We start from the raw sequence: 20,869 nt of genomic DNA on the forward strand, positions 1-20,869 counted from the left end.
TTTAGTTCTTTATAACTAATTTTTGAGTAATTACTTTAGTTCCATTTGTTCCTTTGACAAAATAAAAGCCATCAGATAACTGATTTAAATTAACTGTATTTATCAAATTTGAACTTATTTTAAAAGTTTTAACAGTTTGGCCTAATTGATTTATTACTTCAAAATTTCCATCAAAATCAGATTTAATATTAATTGCATTACCCTTATTTGGATTTGGAAACATTACGAATGATTTGGTTTTAACAAAGTCATCGTTGCTTAATGTACTGTCTAATAGCCTTAAGTTATCCATAGCCCATTCTTCATTACTTGAATTTGTATATGATCTAACCCTCAAGTCTAATGTATTTCCCGTTGTAGGTATTGATTTCTCAAATTCTTGAAAACTTGTTGTAAGAATTGTTCCATCACCAATATTATCATCATTGGTATCTAAAGCCAGAGATTTATTGTTGGTTCCTGAGAAAATATCGTTATTACCATAAAATTTCAAAAGTGTATTGTAAGAACCTCCGTCAATTCTATATTCAACAATTATATAGTCACTATGTGCTGCTCCTAATGCCTGTGTGTCAAAAGCAGCAGATGTGTTATTTGCTGCAAAAAGTCCTTTAAAAACTAAACCAACTTTACTGCTAATGTTTATCCCAGTCCAATCTATTTGTTGTTCTTCAGTTCCAACTATTGCTGATCCAGATAACTCATCATGATTTTCTCCAGCCCAAAATTTAGCTCCTTCTGCTAATAAATATCCACCACTAAGTGATGTTACTATATCAATATTTGAGTTGCTAGTTCTCACAAAATAAGAAGTAAAAGGAGAACCTGTTCCTATGTTGCTCTCTGCAATTCTAGTACCGCTTGAAGGTGCTCCTGTATCTTCAAAAGTATCATTCCAAAAAGAGGGTGTAGGTTCTGGAACATATGTTACCACAGCATTTCCTGTCATAGTTGCAGCACATTGCCCATTTGTTCTTGTACCTACTACTGTATATGTTCCTGAAACTGTTTGATTGCCAAAAGAAATTGAAGAACCTGTTCCTGCTACTGGAGAGCCAACATTTGAACCGTCTTTTTTTAACTGATATGTAACGCCTATTTCTGAATTTGATAATCCAACAGGAACGGTAGAACCAGATCCTCCGCCTGTAACATTATAGGCAATTGGATTAATACATGTAATACCTTCCTGTAGTTTAAAATTGTCTATTGCCCATTCTTCACTACCTCCATCCGTAAAACTTCTTATTCTAAGATTCAAACTTGTTCCGGTACCTGAAATTTGTTTTTCAAAAGATTGAAAAGTTGAACTAAGTACTGTACCATCACCTACATTGTCCCCATCTGTATCTAAAGCTAATGATTTGTTACCTGTACCACTATTTATTATGTTATTAGCATAAAATTTTAAAAGTGATACATAAGGACCACCGTCTATACTGTATTCAACAATTATATAGTCGCTGTGGGTTGAACCTAATACTGAATTTTCAAAAGCATTAGTAGTATTATTAGCAGCAAAAAGCCCATTAAATGATAAATTAGTTTTACCACTAATGTTTATTCCTGCCCAATCTATTTGTTGTTCTTCAGTTCCAACTACTTTTGAACCGGTAATTTCATCATGATTTTCACCTGCCCAAAATTTTGAACCTTCCCCAGATAAATAACCACCACTGAGTGATGTTACAACGCTAATACTAGTGTTATTAGTTCTTGTGAAATATGAAATGAATGGTGATCCAGTTCCAGTATCGCTTTCTGGAGTCCTCGTACCGCTTGAAGGCGCTCCCGCGTCCTCAAAAGTATCACTCCAAAAAACTTGAGCTTGAGCACTAAATATGCTGAAGACAAGTAGGAGGAATGATAAAGTAATTTTAATCTTCATATTAATTAGTTTTAGTTAGTTTGTTAAATGTTATTTTTTTAGAAGTTTTAGTTTAGTTAGATTTTTTTAAATTAAAGAGCATTCGTCTATTTTCTTTAATTGAACGTATTGTTGTGATGTCATAATCCCTTCATCAGTAGCTAAAATTTTTACTGCAATGACTTCGTTATCAGAGCAGGCAACTTTGATCATGCCATCATCAGTTATAGCTATAATAGTTCCGACTGTTGAATCATAGTGACGTTCATCAATTGCAATTGCTGAAATTATTTTTATTTGCTCACCAAGTAAAGTGGCATCTGCTCCTACATTCCAAGGATTGCAAGCGTTTATTAAAGCGATAATTTCAATTGCATTCATGCTTTTCCAGTTGATATAGGTGTCCAGTAATTCTGGCTTTTCGTAATAACATGCATCATCTTCGTTTTGAGGAAAACTAGGTATTTTAGTTCCGTACTCTAGCATATTAGCTACGTTTAAAACTATTTGCGACATTCTGTTGCTTAACTTAATAGTCAGACTTCCGTAAGTTTCACTCTTTTCGATGGTTATAGGATCGTTGAAAATAATATTGCCTTGGTCAAATTTGTCATTCATAAAATGTGCACAAATGGCTGTTTTATTTTCTTGATTTCTCAGAACTTCAAAAATTGGCATTGCACCTCTGTATCTAGGCAGTGGCGCTGGGTGAAAATTTATAAACTTATCATAACCATAGGATAAAACAGATTCTGGAATTAAAAAAGGAAAAGAAATGGAAAAAATGTAATCAGGCTGGATTTCATCAAGCCATTCCCGCATTGCTAAAACAGATTTTTTTGTTGGAAAAGATTTGAATGGCAAGCCACTGTTTGAAGTCTCTTTTTCTAAGGAATCAATAATGGTTTTACTGCCTTTCCCAATTGCTATTCCATAAAGAAATTTTTCAATTGCAAGTAATTGTAATGATCGGAAAGCAAATTTTCCGCCACATAGTATTACTATTTTCTTTTTCTTTTCCATATTAAATACAAGCGTAACTATTATACCAAGCAGATGTAGCCTCATTTAATTCTTGATTATACAAGTCATCAAAATAATTTGCAGTATTTTCTATTATCGCATTTATTTTTAAGGTACTATTTCCACTTTCATCCGGAACAACTAATGCTTCATATAATGGAGCAATTGTATGATTGTATTTAGAATGGAAAGTGATTAAACCTCTAGGACTTTTAAACTCAAATGAATCAAGATCGCTAATAACTTTTGTTATATTGTTATTATTGATTTCTAAAAGAGTTAGTACTTTTTGAATAATAACAGCACTTTCCCATCCTAATAATGAAAAAAGATTAGGCTTTTTACCAACAGATTCAATATGCTCTATAAATGAATTGTTTTCTGTATTTTTTATTTCTTTTGACCAAGCCGCAATCCCATGAATATTAGTACTTGGGCAAACGGCATTTTTTAACATTGTTTCTTCTAAGCCAAAAGGCGTTAAAAAAATGGGAAGATTGGTTTCTCCAAATAAATTTTTTGTTTTTTCAAAATACCATTGCACGTAATCACCACTAAATAAAGATAATAATGCAGAATCAGGATGTGATTTTATATGCTCTATTAGAGGTTCCATTGTGAAATCATCATCCTTGTATCCTGTGGCATGATTAAAACATATTTTTCCACCTGCATCCTCAAAACTTTTTGAAATACTATAAGTTTGCAGATAACCTCCATCATAATAACCAGTTACCATTCCACCCGTTTTGTAGCCTTTTTTAATAGCTAATTGGGATGATAAATATGCTCCTAAAGAATTGTGTAATGAATGGTAAATTATGTTTGGACAAACTGACCACTCTTGAGGCATATTGGCTCCAGCATCAAGGACAATTAAAATCTTATTTGTTGCTAAAAATAGCGGTCTTAATAATTCTGCTGCTCTGTGACCTATATATGCAATAACAAGCTCTACATCTTCATCTAATATTAATTTTTCTGCAGCACGATAACATTGCTGTTTGTCAGCTCCAAAACCTATGTTTTCGGTTATGATTTTTAATTGATCAATACCGATGTTTTTCAAATTAGATTTTAATCCTTCAAAAATATCAAATCCAATTGTCGAATAATAAGTAGATTTTGGTAATAAGAGTCCAATTTTTTTCATTTATATAAAATCAGGCAATTTTTAATTGCCTTTATTTTTTTAGTTACGAGATGGGAAAATACCTTCAATAGCAATACTATAATTCATTGTTAAATAAGGGTTCAGAATAGAAAATGGTTGACTGCCCCCTGCTGAAGCAGTGGCTCCTGAAACTACTGGTGCGCCTAATGACGCTGTTGGAGATGCAAGTGGCCCAAAAGTATCATTCACTGCATTACCAATGTAGTTGTTTGTCGCTGATGAATCTTCACTTGCTGAAGTTACTGGAATTCTTACATTAATCCCAGTTGCGGCATGATTATGAATGGGCATATTTGTTGTAAGAAGTGTTGCATTAGTATTTCCACCTATTTCTCCTATAGTGTAATTAGGTAGTCCAGGTCCAGTACCTTGCCCAATAGGTACTCGTCCGCTTAAATTTGGTAAGGCAAAAGTTGTTTGGCCATTGCCACCATAAATAGTTCCTATTAAGGAAAATAATGCTGTGTTTTGAGCTATTGACAATATTTGTCCTTGGCAAGTCATATGACCAATAGGAGCAAAGTTAAAACCAAAGATTTTAATTTCTCCAATAAAAGGTTCTGCAGATGTAGACATAATTTAACAGTTTGTTTTTTGTTGAATTAATTATAAAAAATCAATATTTTTTTAAACTTAATTTCTTGAAGGGAAGATTCCAGTCAATGCAATTGAATAGTTAATGGTTAAATAAGGATTCATTATAGAAAATGGTTGACTACCACCTGCTGGAGCTGTATTTCCAGAAACCACCGGTGAACCTAATGATGCTGTTGGAGATGCAAGTGGTCCAAATGTGTCATTTACAGCATTACCAATATAATTGTTTGTAGCAGATGAATCTTCACTTGCTGAAGTTACCGGAATTCGTACATTAATTCCAGTTGCAGCATGATTATGGATGGGCATGTTTGTAGTAAGTAATGTTGCCGTTGTAGTTCCCGCTAGTTGACCCATAACGTAAGAAGGTAGCCCTGCGCCTTGCCCTTGTCCTATTGGCATACGACCTCTTAAGTCAGGTAAGGCAAAAGTAGTTTGTCCATTGCCACCATAGGTTGTTCCCAATAATGAAAATAGTGCTGTGTTTTGCGCAATCGAAAGAATTTGTCCAGCACATGTTGCAAAGTTACGAGGCGCGAAGTCAAAGGCTAAAAGTTTAATTTCCCCAATAAACGGATCGGTAGACATAATTGTAATTTTTAAAGTTAATATTTTTTAGTTTTTTTATTTTTTTACGAAATTGAATATAAATATAGGAAAAGTATTCCATAAGTATATTTAATTTTTTTGCTGAAATGCTAAATTATTGTTTTGTATAAAATAAGAATAAGGTATAAATACCTGATTTATTTAAAAGATTGTTAATTATAAATTTATAGTATTATTTTTGTTAAATAAACAAACTCTAAAAAATTATGAAAAAAAACACTGTTTTATTAAAAGATGCTAAAACGTGGGCTAAAAGATGGAGAAAAGAAGAAGGTGATTACAATAAGCACCATAAATTAAAAGCTTTTTTGATTCCTAAAGTGGATTTACAGGAAGTTTTAACTGAAGGTATCGATGCGGCAAGAGCATACATCGGGATTGATAACAATGGAGTTGAACGATTAATGATTGTTGGGACAAAGTATGATGAAAAGACTGGAAATTATATAGATATGATTACTGCTGATCCAACAAATGAAGTATTGACTGATGGCGATATTTATGATTTTACAAGACCCTGTCCGTCTGCATGTGATCCGGATAGTCCTTTAAATAAATAAAGGTGCTACTATATATTGCTTATATTGGTTATGCTTTTTTATTGTTGAATAATATTCTTTATCTTAAAGAAATAAAAAGCTTTTCTGAAAAATTTGGAAAAGCTTTTGCTTATTTCACATATTATTTGTTGTGGAGCTTTTTCATACAAGTACTTACGGAGGTGTTAAGTATTTTGTATTTGAATAACCTCTTTTTATCGCATTTTTATTTTTTGGGTCAATTCCTATTCTTAAGTCTTTTTTTTAGGGAACTTATTGATTTAAAAACACAAAGAGTACTATTGACTAAATTTTTTTTAGCATCAACTACAATCATAATAATCCAATATTTATTTTCTCCTCAATTATTTTATAAATTCAATTTGATTGAAATATTTTTTTCTTCTTTTTTCATAATTATATGTACTACATTTTACATGTATAATTCATTAGAACAAAAAAGAAAATTTTATGTTTTGACTATTGGCTTGTTAATTTATCTTTTTGGGAGTACTATTTTATTTATTTTAGGTAATGTAACAAATATTTTAAGTAGAGAATATACAAAAATACCATGGATATTAAATGGATTATTGTATATAGTGTATCAGGTTTTTATATTAATTGAATGGGTAATCTTAATGAAATCAATTAGAAATGAAGATTAATCTTCTTGATGATAGAGAAATTATAGAAATTACTATTATTTCTTTTGGAGCTTTCCTTCTCATGGGGTTAGTCTTAGTTTTGTTTTTTTATTTTTCAAGAAAGAAAATCATCCAAAAAGAAATGGAAAAGAAAAACTTGGAACTAAGTTATCAAAAAGAACTTCTTCATTCTATAATAATTACTCAAGAAGAAGAAAGAAGACGCATTGCCCAAGATTTACACGATGATATAAGTTCTAAACTAAATATTATTTCATTGAATAGCCATTTATTAACAGCAAAAAATTTATCTGAAAAAGAACTCACAGAAATATCAATAAATATTGTAAATCTTACTACTAAAGTATTAGATAATTCTAGACGTATTGCTCATGATTTGTTACCGCCAGTTTTAGAAAAATTTGGATTGCATGCTGGAGTAGAAGAATTGTGTTTTGAAATCAACAGCAGTAAATCAATCGAAATTGAATATAAAAATTCAGTTCAATTCAATCAAAAAGATATTCAAAAGCACTTGCATGTTTTTAGGATTATTCAGGAATTATTTAATAATTCTCTTAAGCATGGTAAGGCAACAAAAATCCAACTTATCTTTTCTGAAAATAATCAAAAACAAAACATTTGTGAGTTTTCAGATAATGGGGTTGGATTTGATAGTAATGACCTTAAAAATCATAAAGGATTAGGTATGAAAAATATTGAAAGTAGAATTAGTTTTTTAAATGGTGATTTAAAAATAACTTCTGAAGTAAATAAAGGAATTCAGGTGGTTTTTATTTTTTAAGGATGAAAGATACGATTAAGATAATTTTAGCGGATGATGAAGTTTTATTTCGAAAAGGAATATCATTTTTATTAGAAAGAGAAGCAAATATTGAAATTATTTTTGAAGTTTCCAACGGAGAAGAGCTGGTTTCTTTTTTGAGAGAAAGTAGTATTCATCCAGATATCATTATGATGGATTTAAAAATGCCTCATTTGAATGGGGTTGAAGCTACTCGAATTATTCAAAATGAATTTCCTCAAATCAAGATCATTGCCCTTACCAGTTATGATTCAAAATTATTCATTGCAAATATGATTAATACTGGAGCAGCATCTTATTTGGTTAAAAATACTACTCCTGCAATAATGATTAATACAATTAATGAAGTATATCAAAAAGGAGTTTATTATAATGAGGAAGTATTGAAAATTCTTCAGGAGAATGTTGTAATAAATTCAACAAGCCAACATAAAAGTCTTTTTGATGAAGATTATTTGACAAAAAGAGAAAAAGAAGTGTTGTTGTTGATTTGTAAACAATTAAGTACAAGTGAAATAGCTGACAAGCTTTTTATTAGTCCAAGGACTGTTGAAGGGCATAGAAACAACTTATTATTGAAGACAGAATCTAAAAATGTAGCAGGACTAGTAGTTTATGCCATCCAAAATAAAATAATCTCAATTGAAGATTTAAATCTATAAAGAAATTTTTGAGGCAGTACTGATCTAAAAAAGTACAACGGAAACCGCAAAATAAATAAATACAACTGTTACGTGCTTTGTGTTAGGATGTAGCATTGAAGAGCATATCAGGCCATTGTTGAGTAATAATACATTATCAATAAACTTTAAAATGAATTACATGAAAAAAAAATTTTTTACTTTTTTGGGATTAGTGACTCTTATCTCTTGTCAGAATGAAGAAATAAAAACAAAGTCAACTGATGAATCTGGCTTTACAGCTTTTAAAAAAGAATGGATAAATTCTAAACTGGAATCAAGTTTGTCAAAAAATGATGGAAATACAATCTGTTATTTGTTTCCCAAAAATGATCTGACACATTTACAGGAAAATGTTCAGTTGAGACAATTCAGATTTGTACTTGGGTTGACTGATGGTAAATTAGATTTGAAAACAGAAGGCGTCGATACAAATGGTAAAAGTTTGGGAATTATTAATTCTGTTATTAATACTGACCAAAAAATATCTCATCAGGTTAATGAGTTATCTCTGTCAAAGCGTAAATTTAATAGTGATAATGAATTAATGAGAAAGCACTTGTTGATTCCTAATCTGGCTTTTGATTATATTAATAAATGGAATAAAAAGCTGATTGAAAAAAAGGATATAAATACGATTGTATCTTATGACGGAGTTCGTATCAATCATTTTAGCATTGAAAAAGAGGTGATAGATGAAATTTCTAAATCTTCAAAATTTGAATATTTGGGTATATTATTAGGAATAAATTCTGAAGGAAAATTAACAACTGTAATGTTAGGCTTGGATAAAGAGAAGAATTTTGTCTTCTTTTCTTCTTCGACTTCTAAATACACTAATGATGATCCTGAAGCTATTTATGATTTTTCAAAGCCATGTCCTAATACTTGTGACCCTCAGTAGTTTAGAAAAGAATATAGTTTATGTAATTCAATATAAAATAAACACAATTGAAGATTTGAATTTTTAGTGTTTACTTTTCTATCAAATTAAATGAGAAAAAGAGGCAGTCTAAAAAACTGCCTCTTTTTGATTACTATTCAATTACTATCTTTTTGGATACTGACCTGTTATCTTCGGTTATTCCGTTTATGAAATACAATCCGCTGTTTAAACCTTCAGTACTGATAGTTAGGTGTGAATTGGCAGTGATATCAATTTCTTTTATTTTTTGTCCTAACTGATTATATAAGTTTGCTTTTAAATCTATTTCAGAGTTGATATTAAAATAGCCTCTGGAAGGAATAGGATAAATTTTTATTTTTTCACTCAAACCAAAGTCGTTATTGCCGAGTGTTGCTGTACAATTTGAATCTATTTCACAAGGACCAAGAGTAATTCTGACTTTGTATCCTATTGACCCGGAAGGAGGTGTGTAACTTTGCGATGTCGCACCGGGTATTAAAGTTTCTGTTGGTTCACAGGCAAACCATTGATAACTTGCACCCGCTTGATTTGCAGTTAATGTGTTGCCGTTTTGACTTAGACTATTATCCGGCATTGGTTCAACGTTAACATAGATAGATTGAACGTCTTTTACTCCATTTACATCATACGAGATTACGGTGTAGGTTACAACTTGTGTTGATGAAGTTTCGTTAGTTAGACTTCCTGTAATAGGAAATGGTGCATCTCCGGAAGATGCGTCTCCTGCATATGTAGAGCTTGTAACATTTGTTGTGTTATTCCTTGTCCAATAACCAAAAGTATCTGTGTTGTATAATATTTTTCCATAAAAACCTCTTGGAGCATTGTCAGTTTGGAATAAGCCAGTTCCTCTTACTCTATTGGTAACAGTTAAATTACTGTCAGCTACTGATGATCCATCTGTTGTTCCGGTTTTATATGCTAATCTGAAGCCACTGCCATTTGTGTTCCCACATACTATATAAAAACCGACAGATAACCCCGGAGCTAATGTAAATCCGTTGTCGTTAAGAAAAATTTCATGTAAATAACTATCTTGAGCGGATGATGGAGGTAATTCCCAGTTGTAAGTCCCTAAACTGGTCCAGGCACTGTTGTCTGTATAATTGCCCTGAGAAGTGCTTGCCGAAGTAGTTTTGTAAAAACTAAATGGGACAATTGAATTTGAAGTTGTAGTTGACGCAGTGATACTGATAAATTGAAATCCGTTTATACGTACAGGGACTGATCCTGAATTAGTAATATCAAAAAAAATACCATTATTAATTAAGTTTACTGAACCTAAACTTCCTGTCTGACAGTCTAAAACTGAAGGACTATTGATTGATGGTGATGCCGTAATGTCAGTTATAGCCTGACCAGTACAGATTGATTGATTGGAGGGGCTGATTGTTGGTGCTAATCTATTAACATTTACTTTCTTAGAATCCGTCTTCCCGAATATCGGAGCTAATTTTTTAAAATTTGTAATAGTGCTTTTTTCTTCATGTTGTGAATAACAAACAGTTGAAAGCAATATGACAAATAAACGTAAATAAGTAATGTAGTTTTTCATAGTGTGTTATTTGTTTGATTTTCAACAATTAAGTTAATTGTTTTTCTTACATCGAGCATTATATAATCGATAAATGACTTTTTTTATTGATTAAGTGTTAATTAACAGTTTTTTGCATTTAATGTTTTACATTTGGAATACTGTTTGTGATTTTTTGAAAGATGAAGCATTTTTTTATTTTACTATTTCTGTTTATCTGTAAGCCATTATCAGCCAGTTCTTTGTTGCTGCCTATGGATGAAACATCCCAGCGTAATCATCTTAAGGCATATGGAATTACCTATTGGGTTTTAGATAAAGGATACAAGGGGAGTTGGTTATTAAATTATAGAGGTGGGTCTTTTTTATTGCCGGATGCACAGGAAATCAGAAAAGAATGTCAAATACGTGGAGTTGGTTTTGAAGTACTGTCTGACGGGGAAGTGCAGCAGTTACTGGCAGAAATAGCTTCGCCTTCTCAAAATATGGAAACTGTAGCTTTGGAAAAAGCTCCTAAAGTAGCTGTGTATTCACCGCAGGGAAAACAACCCTGGGATGATGCAGTTACCATGGTTCTGACTTATGCTGAAATTCCCTTTAAAGTAGTTTATGATGAAGAAGTACTGAGTGATCAGCTGTTGCTTTACGACTGGCTTCATTTGCATCATGAAGATTTTACCGGTCAGTACGGGAAATTTTATGGGATGTATAAAAATATGCCTTGGTATATAGAGCAAAAAAAGGATTCTGAAATACTGGCTCATAAATTAGGTTTTGAAAAAGTGTCACTGGAGAAACTCGCAGTAGCAAAAAAGATAAAAGATTTTGTTGTTGGAGGAGGATTTATGTTCGCAATGTGCAGTGCTACAGATAGTTTTGATATAGCGCTTTCCGCAGATGGTGTCGATATTTGTGAAACGATGTTTGATAATGATCCCAGCGAAAATAATTACCAGTCGAAAATCGATTATGAGAAAACTTTTGCTTTCAAAGATTTTATTTTGGAACGCAGACCTGAAAAATATGAGTTTTCCAATATAGATATGACAGAAAGAAGAGGCGTTCCTTTTGAAAAAGACTATTTTACACTCGCGGAATACTCTGCAAAATGGGATGTAATTCCTAGCATGCTTTGTCAAAACCATACAGCACTTATTAAAGGTTTTATGGGGCAAACAACTTCTTTCAGTAGAGAATTGATTAAATCAAATGTATTAGTTATGGGGGAATGTCAAATTAATGGTGAAGCTCGTTATATACATGCTCAAAAAGGGAAGGGATTTTTTACGTTTTATGGCGGCCACGATCCTGAAGATTACCAACATAGGGTAGGGGATGAACCTACAGATTTGAATTTACATCCTAATTCACCTGGTTTTAGGCTAATCTTAAACAACATCCTTTTCCCTGCAGCTAAGAAAAAGCATCAAAAAACGTAGCTTTAGAATATGAGTTATTTGTCTTTATTATTTTTCTGAAGGATCATTCTCAATATTTTTGAGAAGCAAAATAAATGAATCATCTTTGTGACAAATTTTTTAAAATCAAAGATGACAACAAAATTACTCCTCAAAAGAATCGCTTTTGTATTGATATCATTTTCTACAAAATTAGCTATTGCTCAGACACAAGAAATAAATGTAAAAGGAAACGGAACAACTATTACCGACGGAGATTCTTCTCCATCAGTAACTGATCATACTGATTTTGGTAATCAATCGGTTTGTTCCGGAAGCATATTGCGGACTTTTACGATTGAAAATACGGGAACAGATAATTTAACAGTTTCTTCAGTAGTCATCTCAGGGACAAACGCATCGGAATTTACAGTGACTAGCTCTCCTGCTTCTCCTGTTGCTGTGTCCGGAACAACGATATTTAGAGTGACTTTTGATCCTTCTGGAACGGGTTTAAGAACGGCAAGAATTACAATAAGTAATAATGATTCAGATGAAGCATCTTATGATTTTTCAATTCAGGGAACAGGTGTTGATCCTGAAGTGAATGTACAAGGAAACGGGAGTTCTATTGTTGATGGTGATGCTTCTCCATCTTTGACGGATAATTCGAATTTCGGAAATCAATCCGTTTGTTCCGGAAGTATTTCGAAAACGTTTACAATCCAAAATACGGGTACATCTAATTTAACATTAGCGAACCCAACGATTTCAGGAACACATGCTGCCGATTATACTGTGACAGGAAATCCATCCTCAACAGTAACTGCCGGTGGCTCAACTACTTTTCAAATAACCTTCAACCCATCTGCTTCTGGAGCAAGAAATGCTACGGTTGCATTTACTACAAATGATTGCAATGAAGTGGTTTACGATTTTACAATTCAGGGAACAGGTGTTGATCCTGAAGTAAATGTACTGGGAAACACGAATTCTATTGTTGATGGAGATGTGAGCCCTTCATTGACAGATCATACAGATTTTGGTAGCCAGTTGGTTTGTTCAGGAACCATTGTAAGAACGTTTACAATCCAAAATACGGGTACTTCTAACTTGACATTGGCTAATCCAACTTTGTCAGGAGCAAATGCTGCCGATTTTTCTGTAACAACAAATCCGTCTTTGTCAGTAACTGCTGGTGGTTCAACTACTTTTGAGATAACATTTAATCCGTCTGCCTCAGGAGTAAGTGTAGCCACAGTGACGTTTACTTCAAACGATTGTAATGAAGCTACATATGATTTTGTACTTCAGGGAACAGGGACTTTAGTAGATGATACCGTTTCGTTGGCTTTAGAAATTTTGACGGCAAATCAGAGCGGAGCTACATATCAATGGTACCAATGTCCAAATACATTGCTTTCAGGAGAAACGAATCAATCGTATACACCTGTAATAGCTGGAGATTATAAAGTAGAAATTGCTTTTGGGGATTGTACGGTAATCTCTTCTTGTATAACGGTCGGGACTTTGTCAACAAATGATTTTGAAATCAATGCAAAGCCAATGATTTACCCTAATCCGACTGTAAATATTGTGACTGTTGAATTGGAACAAGGAAATGAAAGTACATTGCAGGTGTTGGATATTACAGGAAAAATAGTGTTAGATCAAAAACTGAATAATACAATAAACACAGTTAATATCGAAAAATTACAAGCAGGAACATATTTGTTTAAAATAGCTTCTGCTAAAGGTGCTGTAACAAGCAGAATAATTAAAAGATAAAGTACAGCTATTGAATTCAATAAAGGTCGTGGGAAATCACGGCCTTTTCTTTTGGGTTTAATGGATGGAGTTTGAATGATATAAATTGCAAAGCCATTTGCAGGAAATGAATCTAACGTCCCAAAGGAGAGATTGTTGCAACAACTATACCTGAATAGGGAAAAATGATCCACACCTTCATTTTGTGTAATACAGATTGATGGTAAACAACATTCTTTTCCCCACAGCTAAGAAAAAACATCAAAAAACTTGATTTGGAAACAATAAATTTGTTCAAATTATGTTTTATGTATGCAAACCAAATTTTTAGTTTACATGAATCAAAATTCAGATTTTAAAATTACTTATAAAGATGTATTGTATATTATTTCGCTTGTAATTTGTCTTAGTATAATTTACTTCGCTTAATCATTACAAATTTAAAATTGTAAAGCTCAAACCTAATCAGGGTTTGAGCTTTTTTATTATTTTTATTCCATGAATTACAATGAAGTTTTAAATCAAATATATAATGAATCTAAGCTGCAACCTAAAATTGGTAATGTGGCTATATCTATACCAGAATTGGCTGGAATTGATCCGGAAAAGTTCGGGATACATTTAATCATTTTGAATAATAATGAGTTTGGAATTGGCGATCATTTGGAGAAGTTTTCCATTCAATCGGTTTCAAAAGCTTTAACCACAGCCTTAGCTTTTAGTTTTTATGATGAAAAAGTCTGGGAAAGAGTAGGAGTCGAACCTTCTGGAAATCCTTTTAACTCGTTGGTGCAGCTGGAATACGAAAAAGGTATTCCAAGAAACCCGTTCATAAATGCCGGTGCTTTGGTAATTGCTGATATGCTCATATCCAGACTTGAAAATCCTAAAGCCGAATTCCTTCAATTTATCAGGGAAGTTTCAGGTTATCCGGACATAAATTATAATTTTAAAGTGGCAAAATCAGAAAAAGAAACAGGTTTTAGAAATGCAGCCTTATGTAATTTTCTGAAATCTTTTGGAAATATTAAAAATGAGGTTGAAGAGGTGCTTGATTTTTATTATCATCAATGCTCAATTGAAATGACATGTCAGGAATTAGCTCATTCGTTTTATTTTTTTGCCAATGAAGGAAAGACCAAAAAAGGAATGCCTGTCCTAACAACAAGTCAGGTTAAAAGGTTAAATGCTCTTATGCAGACGTGTGGGTTTTATGATGAATCAGGTGAGTTTACCTATAAAGTTGGTTTACCCGGAAAAAGCGGTATTGGTGGAGGTATTGTTGCTTTATATCCTAAAAACTTTGTCGTTGCTACTTGGTCACCCAGACTTAATGAAAAAGGAAATTCTGAATTAGGAATGTTTGCTCTGGAACAATTAACCACTAAAACAGGCATGTCGATATTTTAATAAAAGTCAAATAGTTACTTTTTTTCAGCCGGATGATTATAATAATTAGATCCGGTTTTTATTTTTTATCTGATTGGAAATTCATGACTCTAATCAGATTTTTTTCTTTTAATCAATAATATGAAAAACTGGGACTATTTTTAAGTTGAAAATTTTTAAGTAATAAGTTTTTATTTTTACTTTTAATAAGTAAATTACTACAATAATGACAATTTGAACAAAATTACGGTCAAAGGCTCAATTGACTATAAATGTTTGAGAAAAGAAACAAATCAAAAAAAAACTAAAATGAAAAAGACAATTTTGAAATTAAAAAATGTTGAAATCTTAGGGACAAACGAACTAAAACAAGTTTGTGGTTCTGGTTATAACGGTAATATGGTAGATTATTGTTGTGAATATAATTATGAAGACGGAACATGTATTTATATGATACAAGTACCTCGTTTTTCTGAGGTACACCCACAGCAATATTGTTATAATTAAAGATATAATTTATAGCTCTTGACTTATTAATACTTTTCTTTTTGCATAGTATTCCGACCTTTAAAACGCTAAATCATTTTACGGGTTTTATTCATATTTAGTATATATACTACACTTTTGATAGCGTAAAATGAAGAAGTTTTATTAGGATAACAATATACGCAGGACTATTCTTGTCTTGTGAATTATTACGAATAGTAAAAAGTTCAAGAGACTGTAAAATTTTGAGATGTTAACCAAATTAAAAAAGAAACTAAAATGAAAAAGACAATTCTGAAATTAGAGAATGCACAAATTTTAAAGGCTGATGAATTAAAAAAGATTTCAGGAGCTGGGCATATTAACAAGGTACCTTATTGTTGTGAATACAATTATGAAGATGGGTCTTGTGCTTATTGGACTTATGTGCCTGAAGAATCTCCGGTTCATCCTCAGGAATATTGCTATTTTTAATCAAATAGTTATAAGTTGAAAAGCTAATGCCAAAACTTTATTCATTTGGGGAGACAAGGATTGGTTTTAGCTTTTTCTTTTTGAATTAATTTGAACCGGAAATACTTTTGATTTATTTCCGAAACAAATTTTAAATGTAAGGAAAGTATTGTTCAATTTAATTCAAATAGATAATCAATAAAAAAATGAATAATCAGAAAAGCTATTAATAACCTTTCTGATTTTAAAATTTCCAAAGTAAAATGCGGGTAGTTTTGTTGCCCTGATTCATTTCAATTATTTCAAATTGAGCGTTTACTTTTTTCAATACAGTAAAGAAAGGCTTTAAGTTTTCTTTTTTGGAAACCAGAGTGGAAAAGAATTTACATTGTGTTTTAAAGTGAACACTTTCGTAAATCATGTTGGTAATAAAAGCAAGTTCTCCGCCTTCACACCAAAGTTCGTTGTTTTGTCCTCCAAAGTTTAATGTGGGCTTACCAGTTGTTTCTTTGCCTAAGTTTTTCAATTTCCGCAGCGTTCCTTTTGCAGCTTCTTCTTTTGAATTATGAAAAGGAGGATTGCAGATGGTAAAGTCAAAATGTTCATTTGTTTGTATGATTCCTTTGAATATATTTCGCTTGCTTTCTTGTAAACGAATGGAAATAGAATCTTTTAAATCAGAATTGTTTTCAATGATTAAATTGGCAGTTTTAGCTGCAGGTTTATCAACTTCAGTCCCTACAAAAGTCCATCCGTATTCCTGATGGCCTATAATGGGATAAATGCAGTTAGCACCAGTACCAATGTCAAGGATTTTAATTTGGTTTCCAGTTGGTATTTTTTCATTGCTGTTTTTTGTCAGCACATCAGCTATGTAGTGAATGTAATCAGCGCGGCCTGGTATGGGTGGACAAAGATTTGTTTTTGGTAATTCGTAATAATCAATATTGTAAAAATACTTAAGTAAGGATTTATTTAGAGCTCTTACGGCATCGGGATTTGCAAAATCGATACTTTGATTGTCAAACTTATTGAAATGAACAAAGGCCTTTAATTCAGGAAGATTTTTCTGTAATTCATCGAAATCATAATTTACATTGTGTTTATTTCTTGGGTGTAAACTCTTTAGTGAATTGATATTTAGGTTATTTTTCATTTCTATGTAATTTCTACTCAAAGGTAATTTAAAAATGCCCGATAAAAAAAGTCTCACTCTTTCGAATGAGACTTTTTAAATAAGTAAGTTAAATATATTGTTAAACGTTTATTATTTTACTTTGTTAAGAATAGCTTTGAAAGCTTCCGGGTGATTCATAGCTAAATCAGCTAAAACTTTACGGTTTAACTCGATGTTGTTAGCTTTAACTTTACCCATGAATTGAGAATATGACATTCCTTCTAAACGAGCTCCTGCGTTAATACGCATAATCCATAAAGAACGGAAGTTTCTCTTTTTAGCTTTACGGTCTCTGTAAGCATATAACATTGCTTTTTCAACCGCATTCTTAGCAACTGTCCAAACGTTTTTTCTACGACCAAAGAAACCTTTGGCTTGCTTCATTATCTTTTTTCTTCTTGCTCTTTTAGCAACTGAATTTACTGATCTTGGCATAATTTTTACTTTTTTTGAAGTAAGGCGTTCTGAATTTTATCAGACTCTTATAAAAGCCCACCCCAGGGTTATTTAATTGTTTTAACCAAAGAATTTTTAAGAGTATCTAATTAGATAATTCTTAATTGTTCTTTAACACTCTTCACATCTGATTGGTGAACCAATGCAGAGTGAGTTAACGCTAATTTACGTTTTTTAGACTTTTTAGTCAAAATGTGACTTTTAAAAGCGTGTTTTCTTTTAATTTTTCCAGAGCCAGTAACTTTAAAACGTTTCTTAGCACTAGATTTAGTTTTCATTTTAGGCATAATTTCCCAAATTTATTTAATTCAACTTACTTACTGTCTTTGCGAGCTTGCGAAGCAATCTCTTTTGCTGTAAGCTTTAGGCTCCAGGCTTTAAGCATTCTTACTGCTTATAGCTTATGGCTTATAGCTTATGGCTTATAGCTTATGGCTAAACTATTTCTTTTTCTTAGGAGTAATGAACATAATCATTCTCTTACCTTCAAGAACAGGCATAGCTTCTACTTTACCTACTTCTTCTAAGTCCTGCGCCAATCTTAATAATAAGATTTGTCCTTGTTCTTTATAAATGATAGAACGTCCTTTAAAGAATACGAACGCTTTTAATTTAGCACCGTCTTTTAAGAATTTTTCAGCATTTTTCCTTTTAAACTCGTAATCGTGCTCATCAGTCTGAGGTCCGAAACGAATCTCTTTAAGAACAATTTGAGTTGATTTAGCTTTTAATTCCTTTTCGCGTCTTTTCTGTTCGTAAAGGAACTTTTTATAGTCCATTATTTTACATACAGGTGGCTCAGCATTAGGAGAAATCTCTACTAAATCTAACTCCAACTCATCAGCCAAGCGTAATGCTTCAGAAGTTTTTACGACTCCAGGTTCTACATTGTCGCCTACTAAACGAATTTCAGGAACACGGATGAATTGATTAATCCTGTGTTCGTCTTTTTTTTCTACTCGAGGTTGAAATCCTCTGTTGTTTCTAATTGCGATAACTTTAAAATTTTAGTTAAACTTCAAATTGCTTTAAGGATTTTGATACTTCCTCATTTACTAGGGTAACAAAATCTTCTATTTTAATTGTAATATTTCCTTTTCCTTCCTGACCGTGACGACGTACAGAAACTGTACCGTTTTTCTCTTCTTCTTCTCCTACAATCAGCATGAACGGGAACTTCTTCGTTTCAGCTTCACGGATTTTCTTTCCGATCGTCTCATTCCGATTATCAATTAGGGCGCGAATTTCGTGAATTTCCAGCAAATCTGAAACTTTTTTCGCATAATTTTCATATTTCTCGCTCAAAGACAGGATAATAGCCTGCTCCGGCATTAGCCAAAGTGGGAAATTTCCGCCTGTGTGCTCCAGTAAAATTGCAATGAAACGTTCCATTGATCCAAATGGGGCACGGTGAATCATTACCGGACGGTGTAATTCATTATCGGCTCCTTTATATGTTAAATCAAAACGTTCCGGTAAGTTATAATCTACCTGGATGGTTCCCAGCTGCCAGCTTCTTCCCAAAGCATCTTTTACCATGAAGTCAAGCTTAGGGCCATAGAATGCTGCTTCACCAGCTTCAATTACATAATTTAATCCTTTATCTTTAGCAGCACTGATGATTGCATTTTCTGCTTTTTCCCAGTTTTCAACGCTACCTATATATTTATCAGGATTGCTTAAATCACGAACAGATACCTGTGCTGTAAAGTTTTCAAATCCTAATGAACCAAATACGTATAATACAAGGTCAATAACATTTTTGAACTCCTGATCTAACTGATCCGGTGTACAGAATAAGTGGGCGTCATCCTGAGTAAATCCTCTTACGCGTGTCAATCCGTGTAATTCACCCGATTGCTCATAACGGTAAACAGTACCAAATTCTGCATAACGTTTCGGTAAATCTTTATAAGACCAAGGTCTTGCGTTGTAAATTTCACAGTGGTGCGGACAGTTCATCGGTTTCAATAAAAACTCTTCACCTTCCGCCGGTGTATGAATAGGTTGGAAACTGTCGGCTCCGTATTTTGCATAGTGACCTGAAGTCACATATAATTCTTTTTGTCCGATATGCGGAGAAACAACCTGCTCGTATCCTGCTTTCTTTTGTGCTTTTTTCAGGAATTGCTCCAAACGGTCACGTAAAGCGGCTCCTTTTGGTAACCATAAAGGTAATCCCTGACCCACACGAGGTGAAAAATGGAACAGGTCCAGTTCTTTTCCAAGTTTTCGATGGTCACGGCGTTTCGCTTCTTCCAACAATTCTAAATGGTCAGTCAGGTCTTTTTGTTTCGGGAACGAAATTCCGTATACACGTGTCAGCTGCTTGTTCTTTTCATCACCTCTCCAGTAAGCACCTGCTACCGATAGGATCTTCATCGCTTTGATGATTCCTGTATTCGGGATATGTCCTCCACGGCATAAGTCTGTAAAAGTAGAGTGGTCACAAAAAGTGATTGTTCCGTCCTCTAAATTCTGGATCAATTCCGTTTTGAACTCATTGTCTTTATATAATTCCAGTGCTTCTGCTTTTGTAGCCGAACGCATTTTGAATTCATGTTTCTCGCGGGCAATCTCTAAAACCCTGTCTTCGATTTTCTTGAAATCAGCGTCAGTGATTTTTTTGTCGCCAAAATCCACATCGTAATAAAATCCTCTTTCGATAGCCGGACCAATCGTTAATTTGATACCCGGGTATAATTCCTCAAGAGCCTGCGCCATTACGTGCGAAGTCGAATGCCAGAACGCTTTTTTACCATCTGCATCATTCCATGTAAATAATGTAAGCGTACCATCGGTTGTCAATTGGGTTTCGGTTTCAACTGTAACATTGTTAAAAGAAGCCGAAATCACATTTCTTGCTAAACCTTCACTGATAGATTTAGCCACATCCATAGGAGTGACGCCACTTACGTACTCTCTAACCGAACCGTCTGGTAAAGTAATCTTAATCATTATTGTTAATTTAAGACCGCAAATATAGAGGATTCGAAAAACACATACAATATATATAGGTATATTCTTTACTGTAAATAGTGTGTACTAATATATAATAGAAGTAATTCATCTATGGTTGAGCAATCCCGCAGTCTAAGAATCCAACAATCGGATAATGGCGTTTCCCTCCGTTCCTCCGGGCCACGTGTTCCGCTATATCTTTTCTAAGTCCATTGAGCGGAGCCGAAATGACGCTCACGCGCAAGCCCCCGGTATAGAGAAAGGATACTTTTGCGGGTATACTATATATATACGGGTATACTATATATATAATAGAGTAAAACCACTTAGTAACTTTGCCGCTTTGCGACTCTGAAACT

At 33.0% G+C, this 20,869-nt stretch carries 20 protein-coding genes; 9 read left to right on the plus strand and 11 right to left on the minus strand.

The features are described from left to right. Nucleotide 1: 1 nt before the first annotated feature. From EZM65_RS12915 to EZM65_RS12935, 5 genes are all read right to left on the minus strand, one after another. Nucleotides 2-1,888 (minus strand): T9SS type A sorting domain-containing protein, encoded by a 1,887-nt coding sequence (locus EZM65_RS12915; protein WP_136668968.1) that lies wholly within the window; start codon nucleotides 1,886-1,888, stop codon nucleotides 2-4. Nucleotides 1,889-1,954: 66 nt separating this feature from the next. Next, on the minus strand, nucleotides 1,955-2,890 hold the full coding sequence (locus EZM65_RS12920; protein WP_136668969.1) for a methionyl-tRNA formyltransferase: 936 nt from the start codon (nucleotides 2,888-2,890) through the stop codon (nucleotides 1,955-1,957). Nucleotide 2,891: 1 nt separating this feature from the next. Then, complete coding sequence (locus tag EZM65_RS12925; RefSeq protein WP_136668970.1) at nucleotides 2,892-4,043, minus strand: ABC transporter substrate-binding protein; 1,152 nt, start codon at nucleotides 4,041-4,043, stop codon at nucleotides 2,892-2,894. Between the two features lie 39 nt (nucleotides 4,044-4,082). Then, the gene (locus tag EZM65_RS12930; RefSeq protein WP_136668971.1) at nucleotides 4,083-4,640 is read right to left on the minus strand and encodes a phage tail protein; all 558 of its coding nucleotides are present in this window, start codon (nucleotides 4,638-4,640) and stop codon (nucleotides 4,083-4,085) included. Nucleotides 4,641-4,697: 57 nt separating this feature from the next. Further along, nucleotides 4,698-5,249, minus strand: a complete 552-nt coding sequence (locus EZM65_RS12935; RefSeq protein ID WP_136668972.1) for a phage tail protein — start codon at nucleotides 5,247-5,249, stop codon at nucleotides 4,698-4,700. Nucleotides 5,250-5,476: 227 nt separating this feature from the next. Between EZM65_RS12935 and EZM65_RS12940 the strand changes: the two genes are divergently transcribed. From EZM65_RS12940 to EZM65_RS12955, 4 genes are all read left to right on the plus strand, one after another. After that, nucleotides 5,477-5,830 carry a hypothetical protein gene (locus tag EZM65_RS12940; protein ID WP_136668973.1) on the plus strand — a complete coding sequence of 118 codons (354 nt, stop codon included), beginning with the start codon at nucleotides 5,477-5,479 and terminating at the stop codon, nucleotides 5,828-5,830. Nucleotides 5,831-6,466: 636 nt separating this feature from the next. Continuing rightward, a complete protein-coding gene (locus EZM65_RS12945; protein WP_136668974.1) occupies nucleotides 6,467-7,261 on the plus strand; it encodes a sensor histidine kinase in 795 nt (264 codons plus the stop codon). Between the two features lie 2 nt (nucleotides 7,262-7,263). Continuing rightward, nucleotides 7,264-7,944, plus strand: a complete 681-nt coding sequence (locus EZM65_RS12950; protein ID WP_136668975.1) for a response regulator transcription factor — start codon at nucleotides 7,264-7,266, stop codon at nucleotides 7,942-7,944. A 160-nt stretch (nucleotides 7,945-8,104) separates the two neighbouring features. Further along, on the plus strand, nucleotides 8,105-8,866 hold the full coding sequence (locus EZM65_RS12955) for a hypothetical protein (protein WP_136668976.1): 762 nt from the start codon (nucleotides 8,105-8,107) through the stop codon (nucleotides 8,864-8,866). A 133-nt stretch (nucleotides 8,867-8,999) separates the two neighbouring features. Here EZM65_RS12955 and EZM65_RS12960 read toward each other — a convergent pair whose 3' ends face one another. Beyond that, complete coding sequence (locus EZM65_RS12960) at nucleotides 9,000-10,445, minus strand: T9SS type A sorting domain-containing protein (RefSeq protein ID WP_136668977.1); 1,446 nt, start codon at nucleotides 10,443-10,445, stop codon at nucleotides 9,000-9,002. 161 nt (nucleotides 10,446-10,606) lie between these two features. Here EZM65_RS12960 and EZM65_RS12965 point away from each other — a divergent pair, with 161 nt between their 5' ends. The 5 genes from EZM65_RS12965 to EZM65_RS12985 all read left to right on the plus strand — a co-directional run bounded on the left by EZM65_RS12965 (nucleotide 10,607) and on the right by EZM65_RS12985 (nucleotide 15,937). After that, nucleotides 10,607-11,863, plus strand: coding sequence for an asparagine synthetase B (locus tag EZM65_RS12965; RefSeq protein WP_136668978.1), 1,257 nt, complete (start codon nucleotides 10,607-10,609; stop codon nucleotides 11,861-11,863). 111 nt (nucleotides 11,864-11,974) lie between these two features. After that, nucleotides 11,975-13,609 carry a choice-of-anchor D domain-containing protein gene (locus EZM65_RS12970; RefSeq protein ID WP_136668979.1) on the plus strand — a complete coding sequence of 545 codons (1,635 nt, stop codon included), beginning with the start codon at nucleotides 11,975-11,977 and terminating at the stop codon, nucleotides 13,607-13,609. A 477-nt stretch (nucleotides 13,610-14,086) separates the two neighbouring features. Next, the gene (locus tag EZM65_RS12975; protein ID WP_136668980.1) at nucleotides 14,087-14,998 is read left to right on the plus strand and encodes a glutaminase; all 912 of its coding nucleotides are present in this window, start codon (nucleotides 14,087-14,089) and stop codon (nucleotides 14,996-14,998) included. A gap of 288 nt (nucleotides 14,999-15,286) precedes the next feature. Beyond that, complete coding sequence (locus EZM65_RS12980) at nucleotides 15,287-15,484, plus strand: hypothetical protein (protein WP_136668981.1); 198 nt, start codon at nucleotides 15,287-15,289, stop codon at nucleotides 15,482-15,484. 258 nt (nucleotides 15,485-15,742) lie between these two features. Next, the gene (locus EZM65_RS12985; protein WP_136668982.1) at nucleotides 15,743-15,937 is read left to right on the plus strand and encodes a hypothetical protein; all 195 of its coding nucleotides are present in this window, start codon (nucleotides 15,743-15,745) and stop codon (nucleotides 15,935-15,937) included. A gap of 223 nt (nucleotides 15,938-16,160) precedes the next feature. Here the strand turns inward: EZM65_RS12985 and rlmF are convergent, their stop codons facing one another. The 5 genes from rlmF to thrS form a co-directional block, all read right to left on the minus strand. Next, a complete protein-coding gene (gene rlmF / locus EZM65_RS12990) occupies nucleotides 16,161-17,072 on the minus strand; it encodes a 23S rRNA (adenine(1618)-N(6))-methyltransferase RlmF (RefSeq protein ID WP_136668983.1) in 912 nt (303 codons plus the stop codon). 111 nt (nucleotides 17,073-17,183) lie between these two features. Next, the gene (gene rplT, locus EZM65_RS12995; protein WP_060382510.1) at nucleotides 17,184-17,528 is read right to left on the minus strand and encodes a 50S ribosomal protein L20; all 345 of its coding nucleotides are present in this window, start codon (nucleotides 17,526-17,528) and stop codon (nucleotides 17,184-17,186) included. A 110-nt stretch (nucleotides 17,529-17,638) separates the two neighbouring features. Continuing rightward, nucleotides 17,639-17,836, minus strand: coding sequence for a 50S ribosomal protein L35 (gene rpmI, locus EZM65_RS13000; protein WP_014164268.1), 198 nt, complete (start codon nucleotides 17,834-17,836; stop codon nucleotides 17,639-17,641). A gap of 153 nt (nucleotides 17,837-17,989) precedes the next feature. Then, entirely contained in the window at nucleotides 17,990-18,544 is a 555-nt protein-coding gene (infC, locus tag EZM65_RS13005; RefSeq protein WP_371683017.1) for a translation initiation factor IF-3, read from the minus strand. A gap of 16 nt (nucleotides 18,545-18,560) precedes the next feature. Beyond that, the gene (thrS, locus tag EZM65_RS13010) at nucleotides 18,561-20,507 is read right to left on the minus strand and encodes a threonine--tRNA ligase (protein WP_136668985.1); all 1,947 of its coding nucleotides are present in this window, start codon (nucleotides 20,505-20,507) and stop codon (nucleotides 18,561-18,563) included. Between the last annotated feature and the right edge of the window lie 362 nt (nucleotides 20,508-20,869).

The organism is Flavobacterium sp. H122, from assembly GCF_004959765.1.
GTDB lineage: Bacteria > Bacteroidota > Bacteroidia > Flavobacteriales > Flavobacteriaceae > Flavobacterium.